This window comes from Paenibacillus sp. ICGEB2008, from assembly GCF_000307675.1.
Classification (GTDB): Bacteria; Bacillota; Bacilli; order Paenibacillales; family Paenibacillaceae; genus Paenibacillus; species Paenibacillus polymyxa.
In genome coordinates, this window is record NZ_AMQU01000016.1 from 135,893 (window position 1) to 154,134 (window position 18,242).

Here is an 18,242-nt window from a genome sequence, read left to right on the forward strand (position 1 = left end):
TTCATAAGAATGCATTTTCCATTTATTTTATATGAGTATTCAAGCTCAGTAAGAGTTGGAAAAGAAGGGGGCTTATCACATTGTCTATTTTAACGCGCACAAATCGACTCGGATTCTTTGAAATCCGGCTGGAATCCATTGGTGGACTCGGCGCTAATCTGGCTGGCAAAATGTTAGCCGAAACCGGGGTGCTTGGTCTAGGGCTGAATGCTTCAAATTTCTCATCCTATGGTTCGGAAAAGAAGGGAAGTCCGGTTAAAAGCTTTGTTCGCTTTTGTGAGCCGGAGGTGGATATTCGGGATCACAGTCCGATTGAGCAACCGCATGTGGTAGGCATTTTCCATGAAACATTATACAAAACGGTAAATGTGATCAGCGGACTGCCAGCGGATGGGATTGTAGTGGTCAATTCCACACGTCCGGCAGAAGAAATACGGGCTGATTTGGGACTGGTATCCGGTACATTAGCAGTGGTCGATGCAATGGGGATCGCACTGGAAGAGCGAACCAAATTGAATACGTCCATGCTGGGTGCCTTGTTCCGTGTCTGTGATTTCTTGGACCCGGAAGCAATGAGATCGGTTATACGCAGTACCTTTGAAAAGAAAAATCCACAATTAGTTGAACCTAATCTGCGTACGTTTAACCGAGGATTTGAGGAAATGGAACTGCACGTATATCCGGTTACGGATGACGCGCAGGATCGGGTTTTTGAACGTCCGCAGCCTTTGCTGGGGTACGAAACGCAATTACTGGGGGGCGTTATTGCGACTCAGGGAAACAGCATGACGAGAGATGTTAGTGGTTCACGTCAGGGTTATGTGCCTGAATATGAAGCTGATAAATGTACCCATTGTGCCAAGTGTGATTCGATCTGCCCGGATTACTGTTTTGTATGGGAAGAGCAAGCAGACAAACGCGGAAGAATGATGCCGTTTTTGCAAGGGATTGATTACCAGTATTGCAAAGGATGTCTGAAATGTGTAGATATTTGCCCATCGGGGGCGTTAAGCTCGCGTCGCGAGCAATGGGGCTGGGCGGAGCAGCATCGTGTTGCCCACCAATTTCCGGTATATGAAGGAGGGCGTGCGTAATGGCAAAACTGGAGGAGGAACTCAAACAGACGGGCGCCGCACAAGTGACAACGTTCGAATCCGGTAATGAAATGGCAGCTACGGCGGCTGCGCAGATCAATTATCATATGATGGGATATTTCCCGATCACTCCATCGACCGAGGTAGCGCAGTATCTGGATCAAATGAAAACGCGTGGTCAGCATAATATTAAACTGGTTGCAGCCGATGGAGAACACGGATCGGCAGGGATTTGTTATGGAGCTGCGGCAGCTGGAGCGCGGGTTGTGAACGCCACCAGTTCGCAAGGTTTCCTGTACATGCTGGAGCAGTTGCCTGTTCAGTCAGGTACCCGTTTCCCTATGGTTATGAACCTGGTGACAAGAGCTGTCAGTGGTCCCTTGGATATTCGGGGGGATCATTCGGACCTGTATTATGGTTTGAATACAGGCTGGGTCATTTTGGCGGCAAGTACGCCACAGGCTGTGTATGATATGAACATCATAGCCCTGAAAATCGCAGAGCATAGCGATGTACGGTTGCCTGTAATGGTCGCATACGACGGTTTTTATACATCTCATCAAAAACGTAAAGTGCAATATTTTGCCGATGCAGAGACCGTGCGCGATTTTGTAGGCCCCAATCCGAACCTGAATTATCCGAATATTACGGATTTTGATCATCCTGTCACTGTGGGTGCGCATATGAACGGTGATGACCTGACGAATAATCACGTTCAACTGTCCGAAGCGTTGAAGCTTTCAGAAGGAGTATATGAGCAGGTAGCAGCAGAATATGCTGCTTTATCCGGTCGGGAATATCCGATTTTGGACCTGTATCATATGGAGGATGCTGAGGTTGCGGTATTTCTGCTGAATTCGGCGGCTGAATCGGCCAAGGATGTGGCGGATCAACTCCGTGCGCGTGGCATTAAAGCTGGTGTGATTCGTCCGAATATTATCCGGCCGTTCCCAGCCGCACAACTGCGGGAGACGTTGCGCCATGTCAAGGCGCTGTTGGTGGGTGAACGTGCAGATTCGTACGGATCAGATGGCGGTAATTTGACGCACGAAATTAAGGCGGCGTTGCAGGAGGACCCACTGAATCAAACCCTCGTATTGAGCCGTATCTTTGGCTTGGGAGGAAAGGATTTTTATGCGGAAGATGCAGAGGCGTTCTTCCAGCTTGCGATTGAGGCGGCAGAGGCTGGACGAGCGGAGAAGCCCTTTGATTATTACGGGATTAATCCGGGTTCAGCGGACAAGGTGATGCCGCAAGTCATGCAGCCACCACGTGGCAATGCATACCGTACGGGTCTGATTCAGGTTACGCCGGACGAGGCGACCGGGAAGCTCAAAGTCAAGGTACCACCTCTGCGTTCGTTAACAACCAAACCACGCCGTCTTACTCCGGGTCATGGGGCTTGTCCTGGTTGTGGAGCCTTGTCTGCACTAGAACTGTTTTTTAAAGGGATTGAAGGCGACATTGTCGTACTGTTCCAGACTGGCTGCGTATATGTGGTGACGACAGGGTACCCATATACATCACACAAGCAACCGATGATCCACAATCTTTTTCAAAACGGGGCCGCTACCCTTTCAGGAGCGCTGGAAGCTTATATGGAGATGAAGCGACGTAATGAAATTGAGATGTCGGATGATCCGACCTTTATCATGATCAGTGGTGACGGCGGGATGGATATTGGTATGGGTTCTGCGATTGGTGCGGCTCTGCGTAACCATAAACTGATTATGCTGGAATATGACAACGAGGGGTACATGAATACAGGTTCGCAGCAATCGTACTCCACTCCAATGGGGCATATGACCAGTACATCGGGTGTAGGGAAAATGCAAAAAGGGAAGCAAGGGCATCATAAGGATACCGTGCAAATTATGGCCGCCTGTAACATCCCGTATGCCTTTACAGCAGCCGAAAGTCATCCGCAGGATATGCTGCGCAAAGCCGCCAAGGCTCAATGGTACGCCAACAACGTGGGTACGGCATATGGTAAAATTCTGTGCGCCTGCCCACTCAACTGGAAATCCGAAGACAGATTGGGTACTAGTATCGTTGGCGCCGCAGTCGAGTCTTGCTTCTTTCCTTTGTACGAAATCGAGCAAGGGAGCACGACGATTACGTACAATCCGGAAGACAAGGGAAAACGGATTCCAGCCGCAGAATGGCTAAAATTAATGGGTAAAACGAAGCATCTTCTCAAAGAGGAAGCAACGCTGGCTACCTTTGAGCAGGAGATTGAGCGTCGCTGGACTATCCTGAAAAAGAAACATGAAATTTCGGAGTTATAATTCTGTTTTTTGCATAATAATCGTGTAACATTGTTAGCCGCTGTTTCGGCACCGGTTCGATTGAGATTCCTAGCGCTTGCTGCGCCAGGAATCTTTTTTTGCGTTTATGGGTTGAAGCATAAAAAAACAGGTAATGATTTCCGATATAGGAGTGGAGGCCTATAGAAGGTATGTTATAAAGTCTTCTTCTGAATTTTAAGATGCAATGAGGTGCAGGTAATGATTAAGCTGAACACAGTTGAAATAATTGAAATTATAAAGAAGCAAATCCCCAAGGTTATGAACATCACGCCAGTGGAACTCAAGTTTACGGATGATTTTGGACGGGCATCGCTGGCGGCAACAGAACACAAATTCACGCTGACGAACCAGCATTATTCTGCCAAGGTGATGGATTGCGTGTTAGAAACACAAGTGCGCCCTATTTTAATGTGTGAAATTATTTATTTTCTAAAATGCGAGTTTATTGATGGGCATGTGGATGTAAGACTGGATTATGAAGCATGTTCTGAGGGAGAGCGAGGACCTGTTGCTTCAGCTGTCATTACCTTTGATCATGATACGCAGCTTGGAGTCGACGAACTGGCCGATCTGATTGACCTGGCGCTTCATATGAATGATAAAACCTGGTTTGAGGAACTCTCCACTCAATATGTCAAAAGCAAAGCAGGAGCTTCGATTAGATAACTTGCTTTTTTTAGAAGTCGGTGCTAATATACGTAACAAGTTTAATGTTAATTCAATTAAATAAGAGCAAGATCCTTCGGGGCGGGGCGAAATTCCCCACCGGCGGTGATGACATGTTTGTGAATCGCTTCTGAGAACACAGCATGGCTTAGTCCGTGACCCGGATGCTGAACAATCAGCAGAAGGTGGACCTGGTGCAATTCCGGGACCGACAGTATAGTCTGGATGGGAGAAGGATACGAAGCGCATGTGCATGACGTGACATGTGCCAATTTTTAGCATACGTAAAAGTACGTACGGCTTATTTCGTTGTAGGACAGCATCGGACGACAGCTTTTATTAAGCTTTCTTTTTGATAGTGTTCTGAGCGTAATTGGCTGTATTGTCATCATGCTTTCTTTTGGCAGACCTATGATTTCATGTCATTTTAATACATGTATGAACTGCGCTTGTATACTACATATGTGACTCTCATCACCCCCATGACGGATTGAATCCCGACTGGGGGTTATTTGCGCTTACAGCTGATGAATTAGGGATAAACTGAAATGTAGTGGAAAGGAGTGAAAGCATGTTTACCGGATTGGTCGAGGAAGTGGGTCGCATTCAAAGTATTTCCAAAAGTGGTGAAGCGATGGTGCTGGGTATTTCGGGTTCTGTGGTATTGGACGATTTGAAAATAGGCGACAGTGTCTCGGTGAATGGTGTTTGCCTGACGGCAATACAGATTGGTACTAAAGATTTTAAGGTTGATGTGATGCCTGAGACTTTTCGCAGCAGTAATCTAAGGGAACTCAGATCCGGCAGTCGAGTCAATTTGGAGCGGGCGATGGCGGCGAGTGGAAGATTCGGAGGACATATCGTACAGGGACATGTGGACGGGACGGGTACGATTCGCGGAGTGACATCAGAGCAGAATGCGGTAGTGTTCGAAGTTGAGCCTTCTGATCAAGCATTATTTAAATATGTTCTTCTCAAAGGGTCAATTACAATTGATGGTATCAGCCTCACAGTCGCGCAGCGGACGAGAAATAGCTTTGCTGTATCTATTATCCCCCACACCTTAGCCGAAACGGCCTTACAAGCCAAACGTGAGGGAGATACCGTGAATATTGAATGCGATATATTGGGCAAATATGTGGAGCAACTTTTACATTACAGAGGTTCAGCGTCGATGGAGAGAGCCGATCAAGCCCCACTTAGTTTGGACTATTTGGCGAAACACGGCTTTGCCTGATACAGCCTGTTACAGAATAATAGAAAAATTGGTTCAGGAGCATTCGTGACACAAGACATAAGGAGGAGAGGGTTATGGATAGAGGCATCCAAACAAGTGCAACGACAAACATCATGGAGCAGGATGAGTTGCACCATGACGAAGAGATACGATTGGATTCCATCGAAGAAGCATTGGAGGATTTAAAGAACGGCAAAGTCGTTATTGTAGTGGATGATGAACAGCGGGAAAATGAAGGCGACTTTATCGCTTTGGCTGAAAAAGCATCGCCCGAGGTGATCAATTTCATGATTACAGAAGGTCGCGGATTGGTCTGTGTGCCGATCACACAGCACCGAGCCAAGGCATTGGAATTGCATCCTATGGTAGAGCAAAACACAGATTTTCATGGTACCGCCTTTACGGTATCGGTAGATCATATGAAGACAACAACGGGGATTTCAGCGGCTGAGCGCTCTTTGACTGTTCGTGCCTTAGCCGACGAAGCAATCACGGGAAGCGATTTTCGCAAACCTGGTCACATGTTCCCACTAATTGCTCGCGATGGTGGGGTCTTGCAACGTGCCGGTCATACTGAAGCGGCTGTCGATCTGGCCCGACTCAGCGGCTTTAAGCCTGCCGGGGTCATTTGCGAAATTATAAAGGAAGATGGTTCGATGGCCCGCTTACCTGATTTGGTCGTGATCGCCAAGCGACATCAATTGAAGCTGATTAGCATTCAGCATTTAATCGACTACCGTCGTCGTTTGTCATTGTAAATAATTTAAAAAAGAGAGGTTGATAAGCATGGCACGTTTTCTGGAAGGTAATCTCGTATCGAATGGTTTAAAGTATGGTATTGTGGTGGGCAGATTTAATGAATTTATTACAAGCAAACTGTTGAGCGGTGCACTTGATGCACTTCAACGACATGGTGCACAGGAAGGTGAAATTGATGTAGCGTGGGTGCCGGGTGCATTTGAAATATCGCTTATTGCACAAAAAATGGCCGCAAGTGGAAAGTATGATGCTGTCATTACGCTTGGCACGGTTATCCGTGGTTCTACTTCACACTATGATATCGTCTGCAATGAAGTGGCCAAGGGTGTGGCGGCAAGCAGTCTGAAAACGGGTGTCCCTATTATTTTTGGTGTAGTGACTACGGAAAATATTGAGCAGGCCATAGAACGGGCAGGTACAAAGGCTGGTAATAAAGGTTGGGATTCTGCGCTGGCTGCGATTGAAATGGCCAATCTCGGTAAGCAGTTCTAATGATATAAATGGCTGAAAGAACGGCATAAACTGCAAAGTGGAAAAGGGATTAGATTGTTAAGCAAGGCGATGACGTATATACTACAGAAAGAGGGATTGATAACGTAGAACATAAGTGCTAATGGGGAAAGGTATTGTTGAATGATGATTGGAGTAAGGCAGGGGGAAGCACATTGACAGTCGTAAATTACAAGCTGGAAACATTCGAGGGTCCGCTGGATCTACTGTTGCATCTGATTGATAAAGCCGAGATCGACATTCAGGATATCCCGATTAGCGATATTACTGATCAGTACATGGCTTTTTTGCACAGTATGCAGGAGCTGGAGCTGGACATTACAAGCGAGTTTCTAGTGATGGCGGCGACGCTCTTGTCCATTAAGAGTAAATTGTTGCTTCCCAAGCCACCTGTGATGGAATATGACGATTTGGATTTTTATGAAGAAGAAGACTATGATCCACGCGAGGAACTGGTTCGCAAGCTGGTGGAGTATCGTAAATACAAAGGGATTGCTCGCCATCTGAGCGAACGGGAGTGGGAACGTAGTCTGATTTATGGCAAGGAGCCGGAAGATTTGAGCGCATTCCTGCCAACCGAACCCGCAAATCCGGTGCATGGGCTGCATGCGAGCGATTTGGTCGCGGCCTTTCAGCGTGCATTGCGCAAAGCTGAACGACGTACGACGGTAACCCGTGTTCATCGGGACGAAATTTCAGTCAAGGACCGTATCCGGCAAGTTATCGGGGCGTTAGAGAAGGTGGGCAATGGAGGACGGCTGCTGTTCTCCAAGCTGATGCATGAGGATATGTATCGGCATGAGGTGGTTGTAACCTTTTTGGCTATCCTTGAATTGATGAAAATGAAGCAAATCTTCTGTTATCAGGAGAAGCTTTTCGATGATATTGTAATGGAGTGGAGAGGGGATTTACGGGTTAATGGATTATCTGAAGCTGAAATCAATTATTGAGGGGCTGCTGTTTCTCGCGGGAGAGGAAGGGTTGTCCACCAAGCAGATCGCCGACATTGTAGAACAGCAGCAAGAGCTGGTTGAAAAGTGTCTGGAGGATATGAAACAGGATATGGAGCAAGGAGGAAGAGGCCTGCAGCTTGTCCGTATTGCTGGTCATTATCAGCTTGCAACTTTATCCGAACATGCACCTTATTTTGAAAAGCTCGCCTACTCTCCGGCACGTGCTTCATTGTCTCAAGCTGCTTTGGAGACACTGGCCATTGTGGCCTACCGCCAGCCCATTACAAGAGTTGAAATCGAAGAGATTCGAGGTGTCAAATCCGAGCGGGCCATACATACACTGGTCAACAAGGAGCTCATTGAAGAGAAAGGTCGAGCTGAGGCCATCGGACGACCAATATTGTACGGAACAACGAAATCATTTTTGGATTATTTCGGTCTAGGCTCTCTTGAAGATCTACCGCAACCGGAGCAGTTCGAGGATTCAGACAATTTAGAAGAAGAGACACAGCTATTGTTCGAGCGTCTGGAGAGCAGCCAGCCTGCGGAGAACGATTCGGATCCGGAATCTTAAATTCAAAAAAACAAAAAATTCAAAAGCCAGCCAGTCCTTACGTCATTGAGGGCTGGCTGTTTAGCATTTTAAGATGCATGATTTTCCGCTGAAAGGTCATACTATTTTTGCCATGATATTCTATAGCAAAAGGGTAGGGAGGACTCGCCAGTGTGGAAATGGATCAGTATCGCCATCATCATCGTTATATTCATTGTACTGGCTATTCTGCTCTCTCGTATTCGATTGAAGCTGGAAATTGCCAAGCATGACAATGATGATCGGGCGCATCTAGAGATCAGATTTCTATACGGCTTGATCAAAATGGATTACGATATTCCAGCCATTCTCATAACAGGTTTGAAAAAAGGGCTTCTCTATCGGCTTGACCGCAATAAAAATATACATAAAACGGATGCTTCTGTGGATAGCGGAAATATTGATACCGAAAAAATCAAGCAATTTATACATGATATACGGATTTTGCTCAAGGGTACACAATCCTTACAGCGATGGCTGAGACATACATTGGCTCATGTAACAGTGTCGAAAATGGAGTGGTCTACCAATATTAGTCTGGCTGACGCAGCTTATACAGCAACCTCAACTGGTATGTTGTGGGGGTTAAAAACGACCTTGATCGGTTTTGCTTCCAGCATTGTGCGCATGGAATGTACCCCAAAGGTGTTTGTGGTGCCTTATTGGGTGGATCGGCTACGTTTTACTACCATCTTGAATTGTGAAGCAAAAATATCGTTCGGTTATTTAATCTTTTCCATGCTCAGATTAGCTTTCCGCATATGGCGCGTTCCGGGAGGCATAGAGGCATGGAAGCGGGTTATTTCCAAAGCTCCTGAGAATCATCAAGCCAACAGTAAAGAATAAACAGTGTAGAGGATTGACATACATATTTCCTGAACCTTTGCGCACAATAGCGAAAGAAAAGCAGTCTACGCTTGAGATAAGCAGAGGAGGAATAAAACATGTCAGATCATCCGATTCAAGGGCTCATGCAAACCGCGATGGAGAACATCAAGGCCATGGTGGACGTGAATACGATTGTGGGAGACGCAGTGGAAACACCCGATGGTTCCGTTATTTTGCCAATCAGTAAGGTAGGATTTGGCTTCGCAGCCGGGGGAAGTGATTTTAACGTAGATGAAGAGTCGCTTCATACTTCCTCATCGGGTAATCATAGTGGGAAGGAAGTACATCCTTTTGGTGGCGGTAGCGGTGGTGGTGTATCTATACATCCCATTGCCTTTCTAGTTGTCGGCAAACAGGGAGCACAAATCGTTCCGTTGGACAATCAAACGCATCTGTTTGAGAAAATCATCGACTCCACACCATACCTGATCGATAAGGTTCAGTCTATCTTCCAGAATTCAGGCAGCAACATGCAGACTCCACCTCCACAGGTACCTGCAAATTCTAATACGGATCAAAGTCAATCTGGACCGGCTTACTTGTAAAAGTTATTGAAATTAAAAGTGTTCTCTTAAGAAGGTATCCCCAAGCCAAAGAATGGCCTAGGAATACCTTCTTTTTAGTATGCACTCGGACCTATTCCTGAATATACTGCCTTCCGCCAATGACAGCATGTATACAGTGACTGAATTCTTGGTAATAAAATGTATTCACTGATAGTTCATTTTCTCGGTTTTCTTCGGGTGCGAACTGTGATAGGTAAACGAAGTCTGGGTAGATCACTTCATTTGTCAAATAAGCAGATACCGTGGCATCGGGGCGACGATGTTGATTAAGAGAATCAATAATACCTTGAGCCGGCAAGATGCCAATCCCATGGCCATAGAATGAATCTTCCTTCAATTTGACGACATTTTCTCCCTTCCATTCCAATGAGTCGGACGACACATCTGGATTGTTGAAATACAGGATGTCCCCAGGTACTGCTTTATGGCTGCCTTGCTGTTGTATAAGCCTGAGATCACTATCATAGTGCCAATCATACAACAGCATATCTGCAAAAATCTGATTAAACTCACTTTCCAGAATGGAATCCAGTACTCCTTTGTACAACACAATAACCATTGCTGTTGCACATTCAAAAGCGTATTGTTGACCGTTTATAAAGATATCTCTGATCCCCTGCGCGGGAGTAACACCTGCTTTGATCCGAAAACCGCCTTTTTCCGTTAACTCCCAAAATTGCGGGTTGCAATGCGCGGTAGCAAAAGTGGCAAAGGATACACCACTTTGATGTAATGCTTGTGCGGACTCTACAATCCGCGATCTTAAAATCATTTCAAACTGTAATCGCTGCATGTTGTAACCCCCCCTCGATTTCATATTTAACGTTAGTAACTAATATTATATGTGTTCAGGATTGCAAGTTGCTTGGTTAACGTAGAAAGAAAGCAAAACAGGAGCGGCTAATGACTGTCCTGTATAAGGAATTTTCTGTTATAAAGGTGGACATACTTTGAACAGCTTGGACATAGAATGGTACAAGACTTGCTCAAAACCGGAGGAATCCAAATGTTTAAAAAAAAACAACATATCCATGCGGACCACATCCATTATAAGAATAAGGCACGCGCATTTGTTTTGCCGCTAGCGCTTATGCTTATTTTGTCATTGCCGCTTACATTGCTGAGTCCACAGCCTGTTCTGGGAGCAATGAGAACAGAAGCAACACCGCCCACGTTAGGAACTCATGCCCAGGCTGCTTCTTTAATTGATGTCACTTCAGGACGGATCATATATTCAGCCGAAGGTGACCGGGAGCTCCGTATAGCTAGCCTAACCAAAATTATGACTGCGATTGTAGCCATTGAACATGGACGCTTGCAGGACCGAGTAAAGGTGAGTTCAACGGCGTATGCCAAAGAAGGCTCCTCGCTTTTTCTGCAAATGGGTGAACAAATGACGCTGGAAAATATGCTGTATGGCTTAATGCTCCGTTCTGGTAATGATGCAGCTTCTGCCATTGCCGAGCATGTGGGTGGAACAGAAGAGGGATTTGTCCATTTAATGAATGACAAGGCGGTTCAGCTTGGGCTAAACCATACACATTTTGCTAATCCTCATGGGCTGGATGCCGACGGACATTATTCCTCAGCCAACGATATGGCCCGGCTCACCGCTTATGCGCTGCATAATCCAACTTTTGCCCGTATCGTAAAAACAGAACTGAAAAAAGCACCGAACCCCAACGATTCCTGGGACTACTCATGGCATAATAAAAACAAAATGCTGCGGCTGTATGAGGGAGCTGACGGTGTAAAAACAGGCTTCACTAAAAAAGCTTTTCGTTGCCTGGTCAGCTCGGCCACACGTGAGGGGCGCCAGCTTGCTGCTGTTACCTTGAATGACGGGGACGATTGGAATGACCATGCCCGTATGCTTGATTACGGCTTTCGATATTATCCTCTCATTCCGATTACGGACAAGCAGCAGCCTATTGAGGGTTACCCCTTCTTGACAGGTGCGAGTTTTTCTTATCCTTTACATGAGGGTGAGAAGACTCAATTGCACAAAAGACTGGTATTGTTTAAAAATTCCGCTTCGGCAGATAGAGCTGACGTGTCTTTTGGTTTACGAGGACGGGTCGAATTTTTACTGGAAGGTAAATTGATCGGTTCCGTTCCTGTATATGAAAAAGGTAGTAAGCTGCCTGCTCAAACTATTGTGCAGCCACAGCAGGAGGCTCCGACTGCACAAGTTCCTGCAAACCATACTCAACAACGAGGTTGGACGAGCAAATGGAATGAAATTCTTGAAAATCTGTTCGGAGCATAAGGCAAGTAGGCTTGATGTTATAAAGCTGCGGTGTCACATCATTGGGAAAAGGGGGAATCAGTCATGATTCATCTCATATGGGTGGCTTTGATTTGTATAGGATTTGTATTTGCAGCCGCACAGGGGAATATAGAGGTGGTGACGAAGGCAGCTTTTGACGGGGCAACTACGGGTGTTACAGTATGCTTTGGACTGATAAGTGTGCTGGTATTCTGGATGGGTATGATGCGGCTGGCTGAAGACGGTGGGCTCTTACAGAAAATATCTAAGCTGCTTTCTCCTTTGGTCGCCTTTCTCTTTCCTGATGTTCCTCGTAATCATCCCGCTATGGGCTACATTTTGTCCAATATGAGCGCCAATCTACTCGGACTGGGGAATGCAGCAACACCTATGGGGATCAAGGCGATGCAAGAGTTACAAACACTCAATCCTGATAAGCAAACCGCTACACCCGCCATGTGTACGCTGCTCGCGCTGAATACAGCCAGCATTACGCTTATTCCTACAACGTTGATCGCCATTCGGCTAAATTTTCACTCCGCACACCCGGCTGAAATCGTCGGAACGACACTGGTGGCGACCGCAATAGCTACCTTTGCCGCCATTGCGGCGGATCGTTGGTATCGTAGTCGAGAATTGCGTCGCCGTCCTCCAGCGAATCCGCCGTCCCAGACTTCCTTGGCGCCACGTACCTCGCCTGCACCAACATCTGTGGTTTCTTCACATGTACCGCCCGCATCTTCACCTGCCGTACCGCGAACGGGAATCACAGCTACCAAGGGCAGGGACACCACTTGGAAAGGATGAGGGAGGCATGCTGAATTTTATTAACCTCGTATCGACTTGGGCCATCCCGGTTATTCTCGCTTTTATTCCTTTATATGCATATGCCAAAAAGGTGCCTGTCTACGATTCTTTTGTAGATGGAGCCAAAGACGGCTTTTCTACCGCCATCAGCATTATTCCTCATCTTGTAGGCATGATGGTGGCGATTAGCATTTTTCGAGCATCCGGCGCTTTGGACTATGTAATATCCTGGGTAACCCCGTGGATTAAAAACTGGGGCGTACCTGGCGAGGTGCTGCCTTTAGGTTTGCTCCGTCCATTGACGGGCACGGGTTCACTTGCGTTCACCACGGATTTAATTCGCACTTATGGTCCCGATTCCATGATCGGCCGGATTGCTTCAACGATTCAGGGCAGCACAGATACGACGCTGTATGTATTAACTGTATATTTTGGTGCGGTAGGTATCCGCAATGGACGATATGCCTTGAAAGTGGGACTATTTTCAGATGTGGTTGGTTTTGTGGCGGCTATTGCCATTTGTTTGCTTGTATTTTGAATTTTGCATCGTTTTTTGAACGGGGGTTGTGATTTTGCTCATGGATGGGTATCATTAGCATGAGGTGAATTAGCGAACATGGAAAGATTGCAGAAAATATTGGCCCAAGCCGGTGTAGCTTCCAGACGTAAATGTGAGGAGCTTATTCAGGCGGGCAGTGTGGAAGTTAACGGGGTTACCGTAACTGAGCTGGGAACGAAAGCAGACCCTGATCAAGATATGATTACAGTAAAGGGACGCCCGATCAAAACTGAGAAAAAAATCTATTTGATGATGAACAAACCCAAAGGGGTCATTACAAGCGCTTCCGATCCGGAAGGTCGCAAAATTGTGTCTGACTATCTGAAAGGCGTCAAGGAACGCGTATATCCGGTCGGACGTCTCGATTACGACACTGAAGGGTTGCTGTTGCTTACCAATGACGGAGAGTTCGCCAATCTGCTCACCCATCCCAAGCATCATGTGCCGAAGACGTATGTGGCTACAGTCAAAGGCGTTCCGCACGGTACTGAGCTGGATAAGCTGAAAAAAGGAATCGTGCTGGAGGATGGCATTACTGCACCGGCCGAGGTAGAATATAAGGATGTAGATCCGGACGGTAAGGAATCTGTGATCCAGATTACCATTTATGAAGGCAGAAATCGCCAGGTAAGACGGATGTTTGAGGCCATTTCGCACCCAGTCATCAGACTCAAGCGGATTGCCTTTGGGGATCTATTGCTGCAAAACTTGAAGCGTGGTCTCACCAGACCCCTAACCAAGGACGAAATCAACCGTCTCATTCAACTTGCCAAATCAGACAACACGAAAAAGAAACGGACAGGACGGGGGTCATAACCCCGGCCTTTTTGGTGTAAAGAGGCTGTTGGATGAGAGTAAAGTTTGACCAAGCACGGGAAAATAGTAAAATAGAGAGAATGCTTTTTTTTAGCGAAGGGGCTGGGAATATGTCAGAACAAAGCAACCGCATATTAATTGTAGATGATGAAGAACGCATTCGCCGCCTTCTGCGGATGTATCTGGAAAAAGAAGGATACGAAATTGAAGAAGCTGAGGATGGTGAGATTGCTCTCCAAAAAGCGACTGCAAGCGATTACAGTATTATTTTGCTCGATGTGATGCTTCCGGGTATGGACGGGATTGAAGTGTGTACACGTCTACGTCAAACCAAATCTACGCCTGTGATCATGCTGACAGCCAAAGGTGAGGAAGTGAACCGCGTGCAAGGCTTCGAAGTTGGAGCTGATGATTATGTGGTCAAGCCCTTCAGCCCGCGAGAGGTCATTTACCGGGTAAAGGCAATTTTAAGACGATCGTCGGAGACGGCTTTTTTAACGAAAGAGGCTGTGCCAAGCAATAGTATTGTTTTTCCAAATCTTATTATTGAGCATGATGCACACCGGGTAACTGCAGGCGGAATTGAAATCAGTCTAACGCCTAAAGAGTACGAGCTATTGCATTATTTGGCGGTGTCGCCAGATAAAGTCTTCTCACGCGAAGAACTGCTGAAAGATGTTTGGAATTACGAATTCTTTGGTGATCTCCGCACTGTGGATACGCATGTGAAACGGCTTCGTGAAAAGCTGAATAAGGTATCGCCAGAGGCAGCGGCTATGATTACGACCGTATGGGGCGTAGGTTATAAGCTGGAGGTTCCAAAATAACGTGAACTTCTGGAGATCGCTGGTAGGCAAGCTGTGGATCACCATCATTTGTCTTGTAGGTTCTGTGCTTATTTTTCTGGGGCTTTTTTTTATTGCCATATATCAATAGAAATTTTGCGGCGCATGAATCGACGGAAATCAAGCATTTATTCACCTATACATGTATCGTCGGATTTTTATTGACGACCTTTTTTGCTCTATTTCTTTTTACTAAAATCACACAGCCTATGCAGCTGTTGATTCAGGCGGCGAATGCCATCCGTGAGGGAAGGTATGATACTCGGCTTTCGCTGGTGACCAGCGATGAGATTGGAGAGCTGGCGAAAACTTTTAACCATATGTCTACGGAACTGGAAGCGACGATCCGCAGTCTGAATGAGGAGAAAAACCATTTATCCAGTGTACTGCGAAGTATGTCTGATGCCGTAATTACCTTCGATAGAAGTGGACAAATCATCTTGACGAATCCGCCTGCACAAAGTTTGCTGGACATTTGGAAAAAGCTGGAGTGGCAGGAACGTGATCTGGAGGAATTCGGAGCTTCTGTGCCTGAGCCTTTGCTGCCTTTGTTCCATACGGTTATGGACAGAGGCGAGGATGTCGGAGACTACATCCATGTCAAGAAAGGCTCGTGGTCAGTGCAAATGGCGCCGCTATATACAGATAACGCTATTCGTGGTGCAGTAGCTGTACTTAGAGATATTACGGAAGAAGTAAAACTTGAGAAGATGCGCAGTGATTTTGTAGCCAACGTATCCCATGAAATCCGTACACCCTTATCTATGATGCAGGGATACAGTGAGGCTTTGCTGGACGGCATGGCAGGTTCACCGGAAGAGTCCGAGGAGCTAGTACAGGTCATCCATGATGAATCATTGCGTATGGGAAGGTTAGTCAAGGATCTGCTCGACTTGGCCCGAATGGAGGCAGGTCATACAGATATGTACCGTCAGGAAGTGGATGTGAATGAACTGATCGAGCGTGTTCACCGGAAATTTACGGTTCGTTCCAAGGAACGAGGACTGACACTCGATTATTATGAGCCAGGTCAACGCTTAGTGTTGCCTGAGGCAGATGAAGACAGACTGGAGCAGGTGTTGACCAATTTGCTGGATAATGCGTTCAGACATACGCCCTCTGGGAAAAAAGTTACCATTGCGGCGGATCAAATTCTGGGAGAACGGAATGAGTTAATCCGCATTCGGATTAAGGATGAAGGTGTGGGCATTGCCAGTGAGGATCTACCTTATATTTTTGACCGCTTCTACAAGGCAGACAAAGCCAGAGTACGTGGTGAAGACAAAGGGACTGGGCTGGGGCTTGCTATTGTTAGAAACATCGTAGAGGCTCACGGAGGCTCTGTCTCAGCTTCTAGCGTACTGGGAGAAGGGACGGAATTTACTATTTTGTTGCCGATCTCCAATAAAACAAGGCTGGGCTCTGTAACAAGCTTATAACGACGGCTCATATATCCCAGTTTGCAGGCATCCTCGGAAGAGGGTGCTTTTTGTTGAAAAATCAACATTTATCTTGTTCAACGTGGAACATTCTGTTTCAAGATGGATGCTTCTATGTTAGATAAGGGTATAAGAAAAGACGCCTCGGTAGCCGGCGCCTCTCTTTATAAATAAAACCAAGGAATTTTTCAACACTGACTGGAACTAATCCAGTACTACTTCTTGGGCAGTATTCAGTTCTGGTAAGCCTACGAGTTGAATCAGCACGTCTTTAGGCACAGCTTTGTCAACGGTCAGGATCATGATGGCTTCACCGCCAACAATTTTACGACCTACTTGCATAGAAGCAATGTTGACGCTGTTCTCCCCAAGTAAGGTGCCGACACGGCCGATAATGCCGGGTTTATCATTGTGTGAGATAAGCAGGAAATGAGCCTCCGGTGCGACATCTACCGGGAACTGGTTCAATCGAACAATACGTTCACCATAACCTGCTAGCAGGGTACCGGAAACACGTTGCTCTTCGCCGCTTTGTGTTTTGAGCGTAACGGTAATCAGGTTGGTGAAACCCTTGGTGGCAGGCGCCTGAGAGACGATGAGATGAACGTCACGTGTTTTGGCAAGATGCACAGAGTTCACGATGTTCACATCGCTGCCCAGATGACGGCTAAGTACACCTTTCAAAATATAACGTGTGAGCGGCTGTGTATCCACAGAAGACAAATCGCCAGCATAATCTACCTGAATTTCACGTACAGCCTGATTGGTGATCTGAGCGGCAAAGCTGCCCAGCTTCTCTCCAAGCGAGAAATATGGCTGCAATTGCGTCATGACATTGGATGGTACTGGAGGCATGTTGACCGCATTTTTAAACGGCTCATCACGTAAAATATGCAGCACCTGCTCAGACACGTCGATCGCCACGTTCTCCTGAGCTTCGACGGTCGATGCACCCAGATGTGGTGTAACGATAATTTTTGGATGGCTCAGGAACGGATGATCCGGTGCTGGTGGTTCCGACTCGAATACGTCAAAGGCTGCACCGGCAACGATACCTTCATCGATGGCTTCAACAAGAGCCATTTCATCGATAACTCCGCCTCGGGCACAGTTGATGATGCGCATTCCTTTTTTCATCACTTCAAACTGCGGACGAGCAATCATATGCTTGGTTTCTGGTGTTAATGGCGTGTGTACGGTCATGAAATCTGCGTTGCGGATAATTTCGTCCACGCTGGCCAGCTTGATGCCCAGCTTCTCAGCGCGTTCTTCAGTCAGAAACGGATCATAACCAAGGATGCTCATGCCAAATGCTTTGGCGCGTTTAGCCACCTCACTGCCGATACGTCCCATGCCGAGAACTCCAAGTGTTTTGTTACGTAGTTCGACACCGAGGAATGTTTTACGATCCCATGTACCACCGATGGTTTTAGCGTAAGCCTGTGGAATATGGCGAGCCAGTGCCATCATCATGGCAAAAGTGTGTTCACATGTCGTAATTGTATTGCCGTCAGGAGCATTAATAACGATAATCCCGCGTTGTGTTGCTGCTTCAAGGTCGATGTTGTCCACGCCGACCCCGGCACGTCCGACAACCTTGAGGTTTTTACCTGCCGCCATGATGCGTTCGGTTACCCGGGTTTGGCTTCGGACGAGTAATGCGTCATAGTCACCAATAATTTGAACCAATTCATCCTCACTGAGACCTGTGTTCTTGTCCACCGTGACATCGTCTGCATCCATCAGCTGCTGAATGCCCAGGTCACTGATTGGATCGGATACTAACACTTTAAACATTTGGTTTCCTCCTCAAAGTTAACTTCTTTTATGGACAGGATGTACTTCGAACTGAAATACATTCCATAAAGAACATGAAAAAAACTTGAAATGCTTCTAAAAAGTACAGGAGAGCGGTCTAAATACTAGTGTGATA

17 protein-coding genes, 1 pseudogene and 1 riboswitch are annotated in these 18,242 nt (G+C 46.6%); of the genes and pseudogenes, 16 read left to right on the forward strand and 2 right to left on the reverse strand.

Annotated features, from left to right (window positions below; all coding sequences use genetic code 11):
• Positions 1 to 80 precede the first annotated feature (80 nt).
• From C400_RS0115495 to ytfJ, 10 genes are all read left to right on the forward strand, one after another.
• Positions 81 to 1,094, forward strand: a complete 1,014-nt coding sequence (locus C400_RS0115495; RefSeq protein WP_017427522.1) for a 2-oxoacid:acceptor oxidoreductase family protein — start codon at positions 81 to 83, stop codon at positions 1,092 to 1,094.
• Positions 1,094 to 3,382 carry a thiamine pyrophosphate-dependent enzyme gene (locus C400_RS0115500; protein WP_017427523.1) on the forward strand — a complete coding sequence of 763 codons (2,289 nt, stop codon included), beginning with the start codon at positions 1,094 to 1,096 and terminating at the stop codon, positions 3,380 to 3,382. Before C400_RS0115495 ends, C400_RS0115500 begins: the two co-directional genes overlap by 1 nt.
• 219 nt (positions 3,383 to 3,601) lie before the next feature.
• On the forward strand, positions 3,602 to 4,069 hold the full coding sequence (locus C400_RS0115505) for an IDEAL domain-containing protein (RefSeq protein WP_016822245.1): 468 nt from the start codon (positions 3,602 to 3,604) through the stop codon (positions 4,067 to 4,069).
• Positions 4,070 to 4,137: 68 nt separating this feature from the next.
• A riboswitch (FMN riboswitch) is annotated at positions 4,138 to 4,310 on the forward strand.
• Between the two features lie 330 nt (positions 4,311 to 4,640).
• On the forward strand, positions 4,641 to 5,306 hold the full coding sequence (gene ribE, locus C400_RS0115510) for a riboflavin synthase (RefSeq protein WP_016822244.1): 666 nt from the start codon (positions 4,641 to 4,643) through the stop codon (positions 5,304 to 5,306).
• Between the two features lie 74 nt (positions 5,307 to 5,380).
• Complete coding sequence (gene ribB, locus C400_RS26240) at positions 5,381 to 6,064, forward strand: 3,4-dihydroxy-2-butanone-4-phosphate synthase (protein ID WP_016822243.1); 684 nt, start codon at positions 5,381 to 5,383, stop codon at positions 6,062 to 6,064.
• 28 nt (positions 6,065 to 6,092) lie between these two features.
• Positions 6,093 to 6,557, forward strand: coding sequence for a 6,7-dimethyl-8-ribityllumazine synthase (gene ribH / locus C400_RS0115520; RefSeq protein ID WP_017427524.1), 465 nt, complete (start codon positions 6,093 to 6,095; stop codon positions 6,555 to 6,557).
• Between the two features lie 173 nt (positions 6,558 to 6,730).
• Positions 6,731 to 7,525, forward strand: coding sequence for a segregation and condensation protein A (locus C400_RS0115525; RefSeq protein ID WP_017427525.1), 795 nt, complete (start codon positions 6,731 to 6,733; stop codon positions 7,523 to 7,525).
• Positions 7,494 to 8,102, forward strand: coding sequence for an SMC-Scp complex subunit ScpB (gene scpB, locus C400_RS0115530; protein WP_016822240.1), 609 nt, complete (start codon positions 7,494 to 7,496; stop codon positions 8,100 to 8,102). The genes C400_RS0115525 and scpB overlap by 32 nt, the downstream gene beginning before the upstream one ends.
• A 150-nt stretch (positions 8,103 to 8,252) precedes the next feature.
• Positions 8,253 to 8,966, forward strand: coding sequence for a DUF2953 domain-containing protein (locus C400_RS0115535; RefSeq protein WP_017427526.1), 714 nt, complete (start codon positions 8,253 to 8,255; stop codon positions 8,964 to 8,966).
• A gap of 98 nt (positions 8,967 to 9,064) precedes the next feature.
• Positions 9,065 to 9,553, forward strand: a complete 489-nt coding sequence (gene ytfJ / locus C400_RS0115540) for a GerW family sporulation protein (protein ID WP_017427527.1) — start codon at positions 9,065 to 9,067, stop codon at positions 9,551 to 9,553.
• Between the two features lie 91 nt (positions 9,554 to 9,644).
• Here the strand turns inward: ytfJ and C400_RS0115545 are convergent, their stop codons facing one another.
• Positions 9,645 to 10,367, reverse strand: coding sequence for a hypothetical protein (locus C400_RS0115545; RefSeq protein ID WP_017427528.1), 723 nt, complete (start codon positions 10,365 to 10,367; stop codon positions 9,645 to 9,647).
• Between the two features lie 213 nt (positions 10,368 to 10,580).
• Here C400_RS0115545 and C400_RS0115550 point away from each other — a divergent pair, with 213 nt between their 5' ends.
• From C400_RS0115550 to C400_RS0115575, 6 genes and pseudogenes are all read left to right on the forward strand, one after another.
• Positions 10,581 to 11,843 carry a D-alanyl-D-alanine carboxypeptidase family protein gene (locus tag C400_RS0115550; RefSeq protein WP_026065461.1) on the forward strand — a complete coding sequence of 421 codons (1,263 nt, stop codon included), beginning with the start codon at positions 10,581 to 10,583 and terminating at the stop codon, positions 11,841 to 11,843.
• Between the two features lie 63 nt (positions 11,844 to 11,906).
• Positions 11,907 to 12,650 carry a nucleoside recognition domain-containing protein gene (locus tag C400_RS0115555; RefSeq protein WP_017427530.1) on the forward strand — a complete coding sequence of 248 codons (744 nt, stop codon included), beginning with the start codon at positions 11,907 to 11,909 and terminating at the stop codon, positions 12,648 to 12,650.
• A gap of 7 nt (positions 12,651 to 12,657) precedes the next feature.
• On the forward strand, positions 12,658 to 13,188 hold the full coding sequence (locus tag C400_RS0115560; protein ID WP_014599983.1) for a spore maturation protein: 531 nt from the start codon (positions 12,658 to 12,660) through the stop codon (positions 13,186 to 13,188).
• A gap of 78 nt (positions 13,189 to 13,266) precedes the next feature.
• The gene (locus tag C400_RS0115565) at positions 13,267 to 14,025 is read left to right on the forward strand and encodes a pseudouridine synthase (RefSeq protein WP_013371714.1); all 759 of its coding nucleotides are present in this window, start codon (positions 13,267 to 13,269) and stop codon (positions 14,023 to 14,025) included.
• Between the two features lie 110 nt (positions 14,026 to 14,135).
• Positions 14,136 to 14,852, forward strand: a complete 717-nt coding sequence (locus C400_RS0115570; RefSeq protein ID WP_013371713.1) for a response regulator transcription factor — start codon at positions 14,136 to 14,138, stop codon at positions 14,850 to 14,852.
• A gap of 1 nt (position 14,853) precedes the next feature.
• Positions 14,854 to 16,309, forward strand: a pseudogene (locus C400_RS0115575) (ATP-binding protein).
• Between the two features lie 204 nt (positions 16,310 to 16,513).
• Here the strand turns inward: C400_RS0115575 and serA are convergent.
• Positions 16,514 to 18,106, reverse strand: coding sequence for a phosphoglycerate dehydrogenase (gene serA / locus C400_RS0115580; protein WP_017427532.1), 1,593 nt, complete (start codon positions 18,104 to 18,106; stop codon positions 16,514 to 16,516).
• Positions 18,107 to 18,242 lie beyond the last annotated feature (136 nt).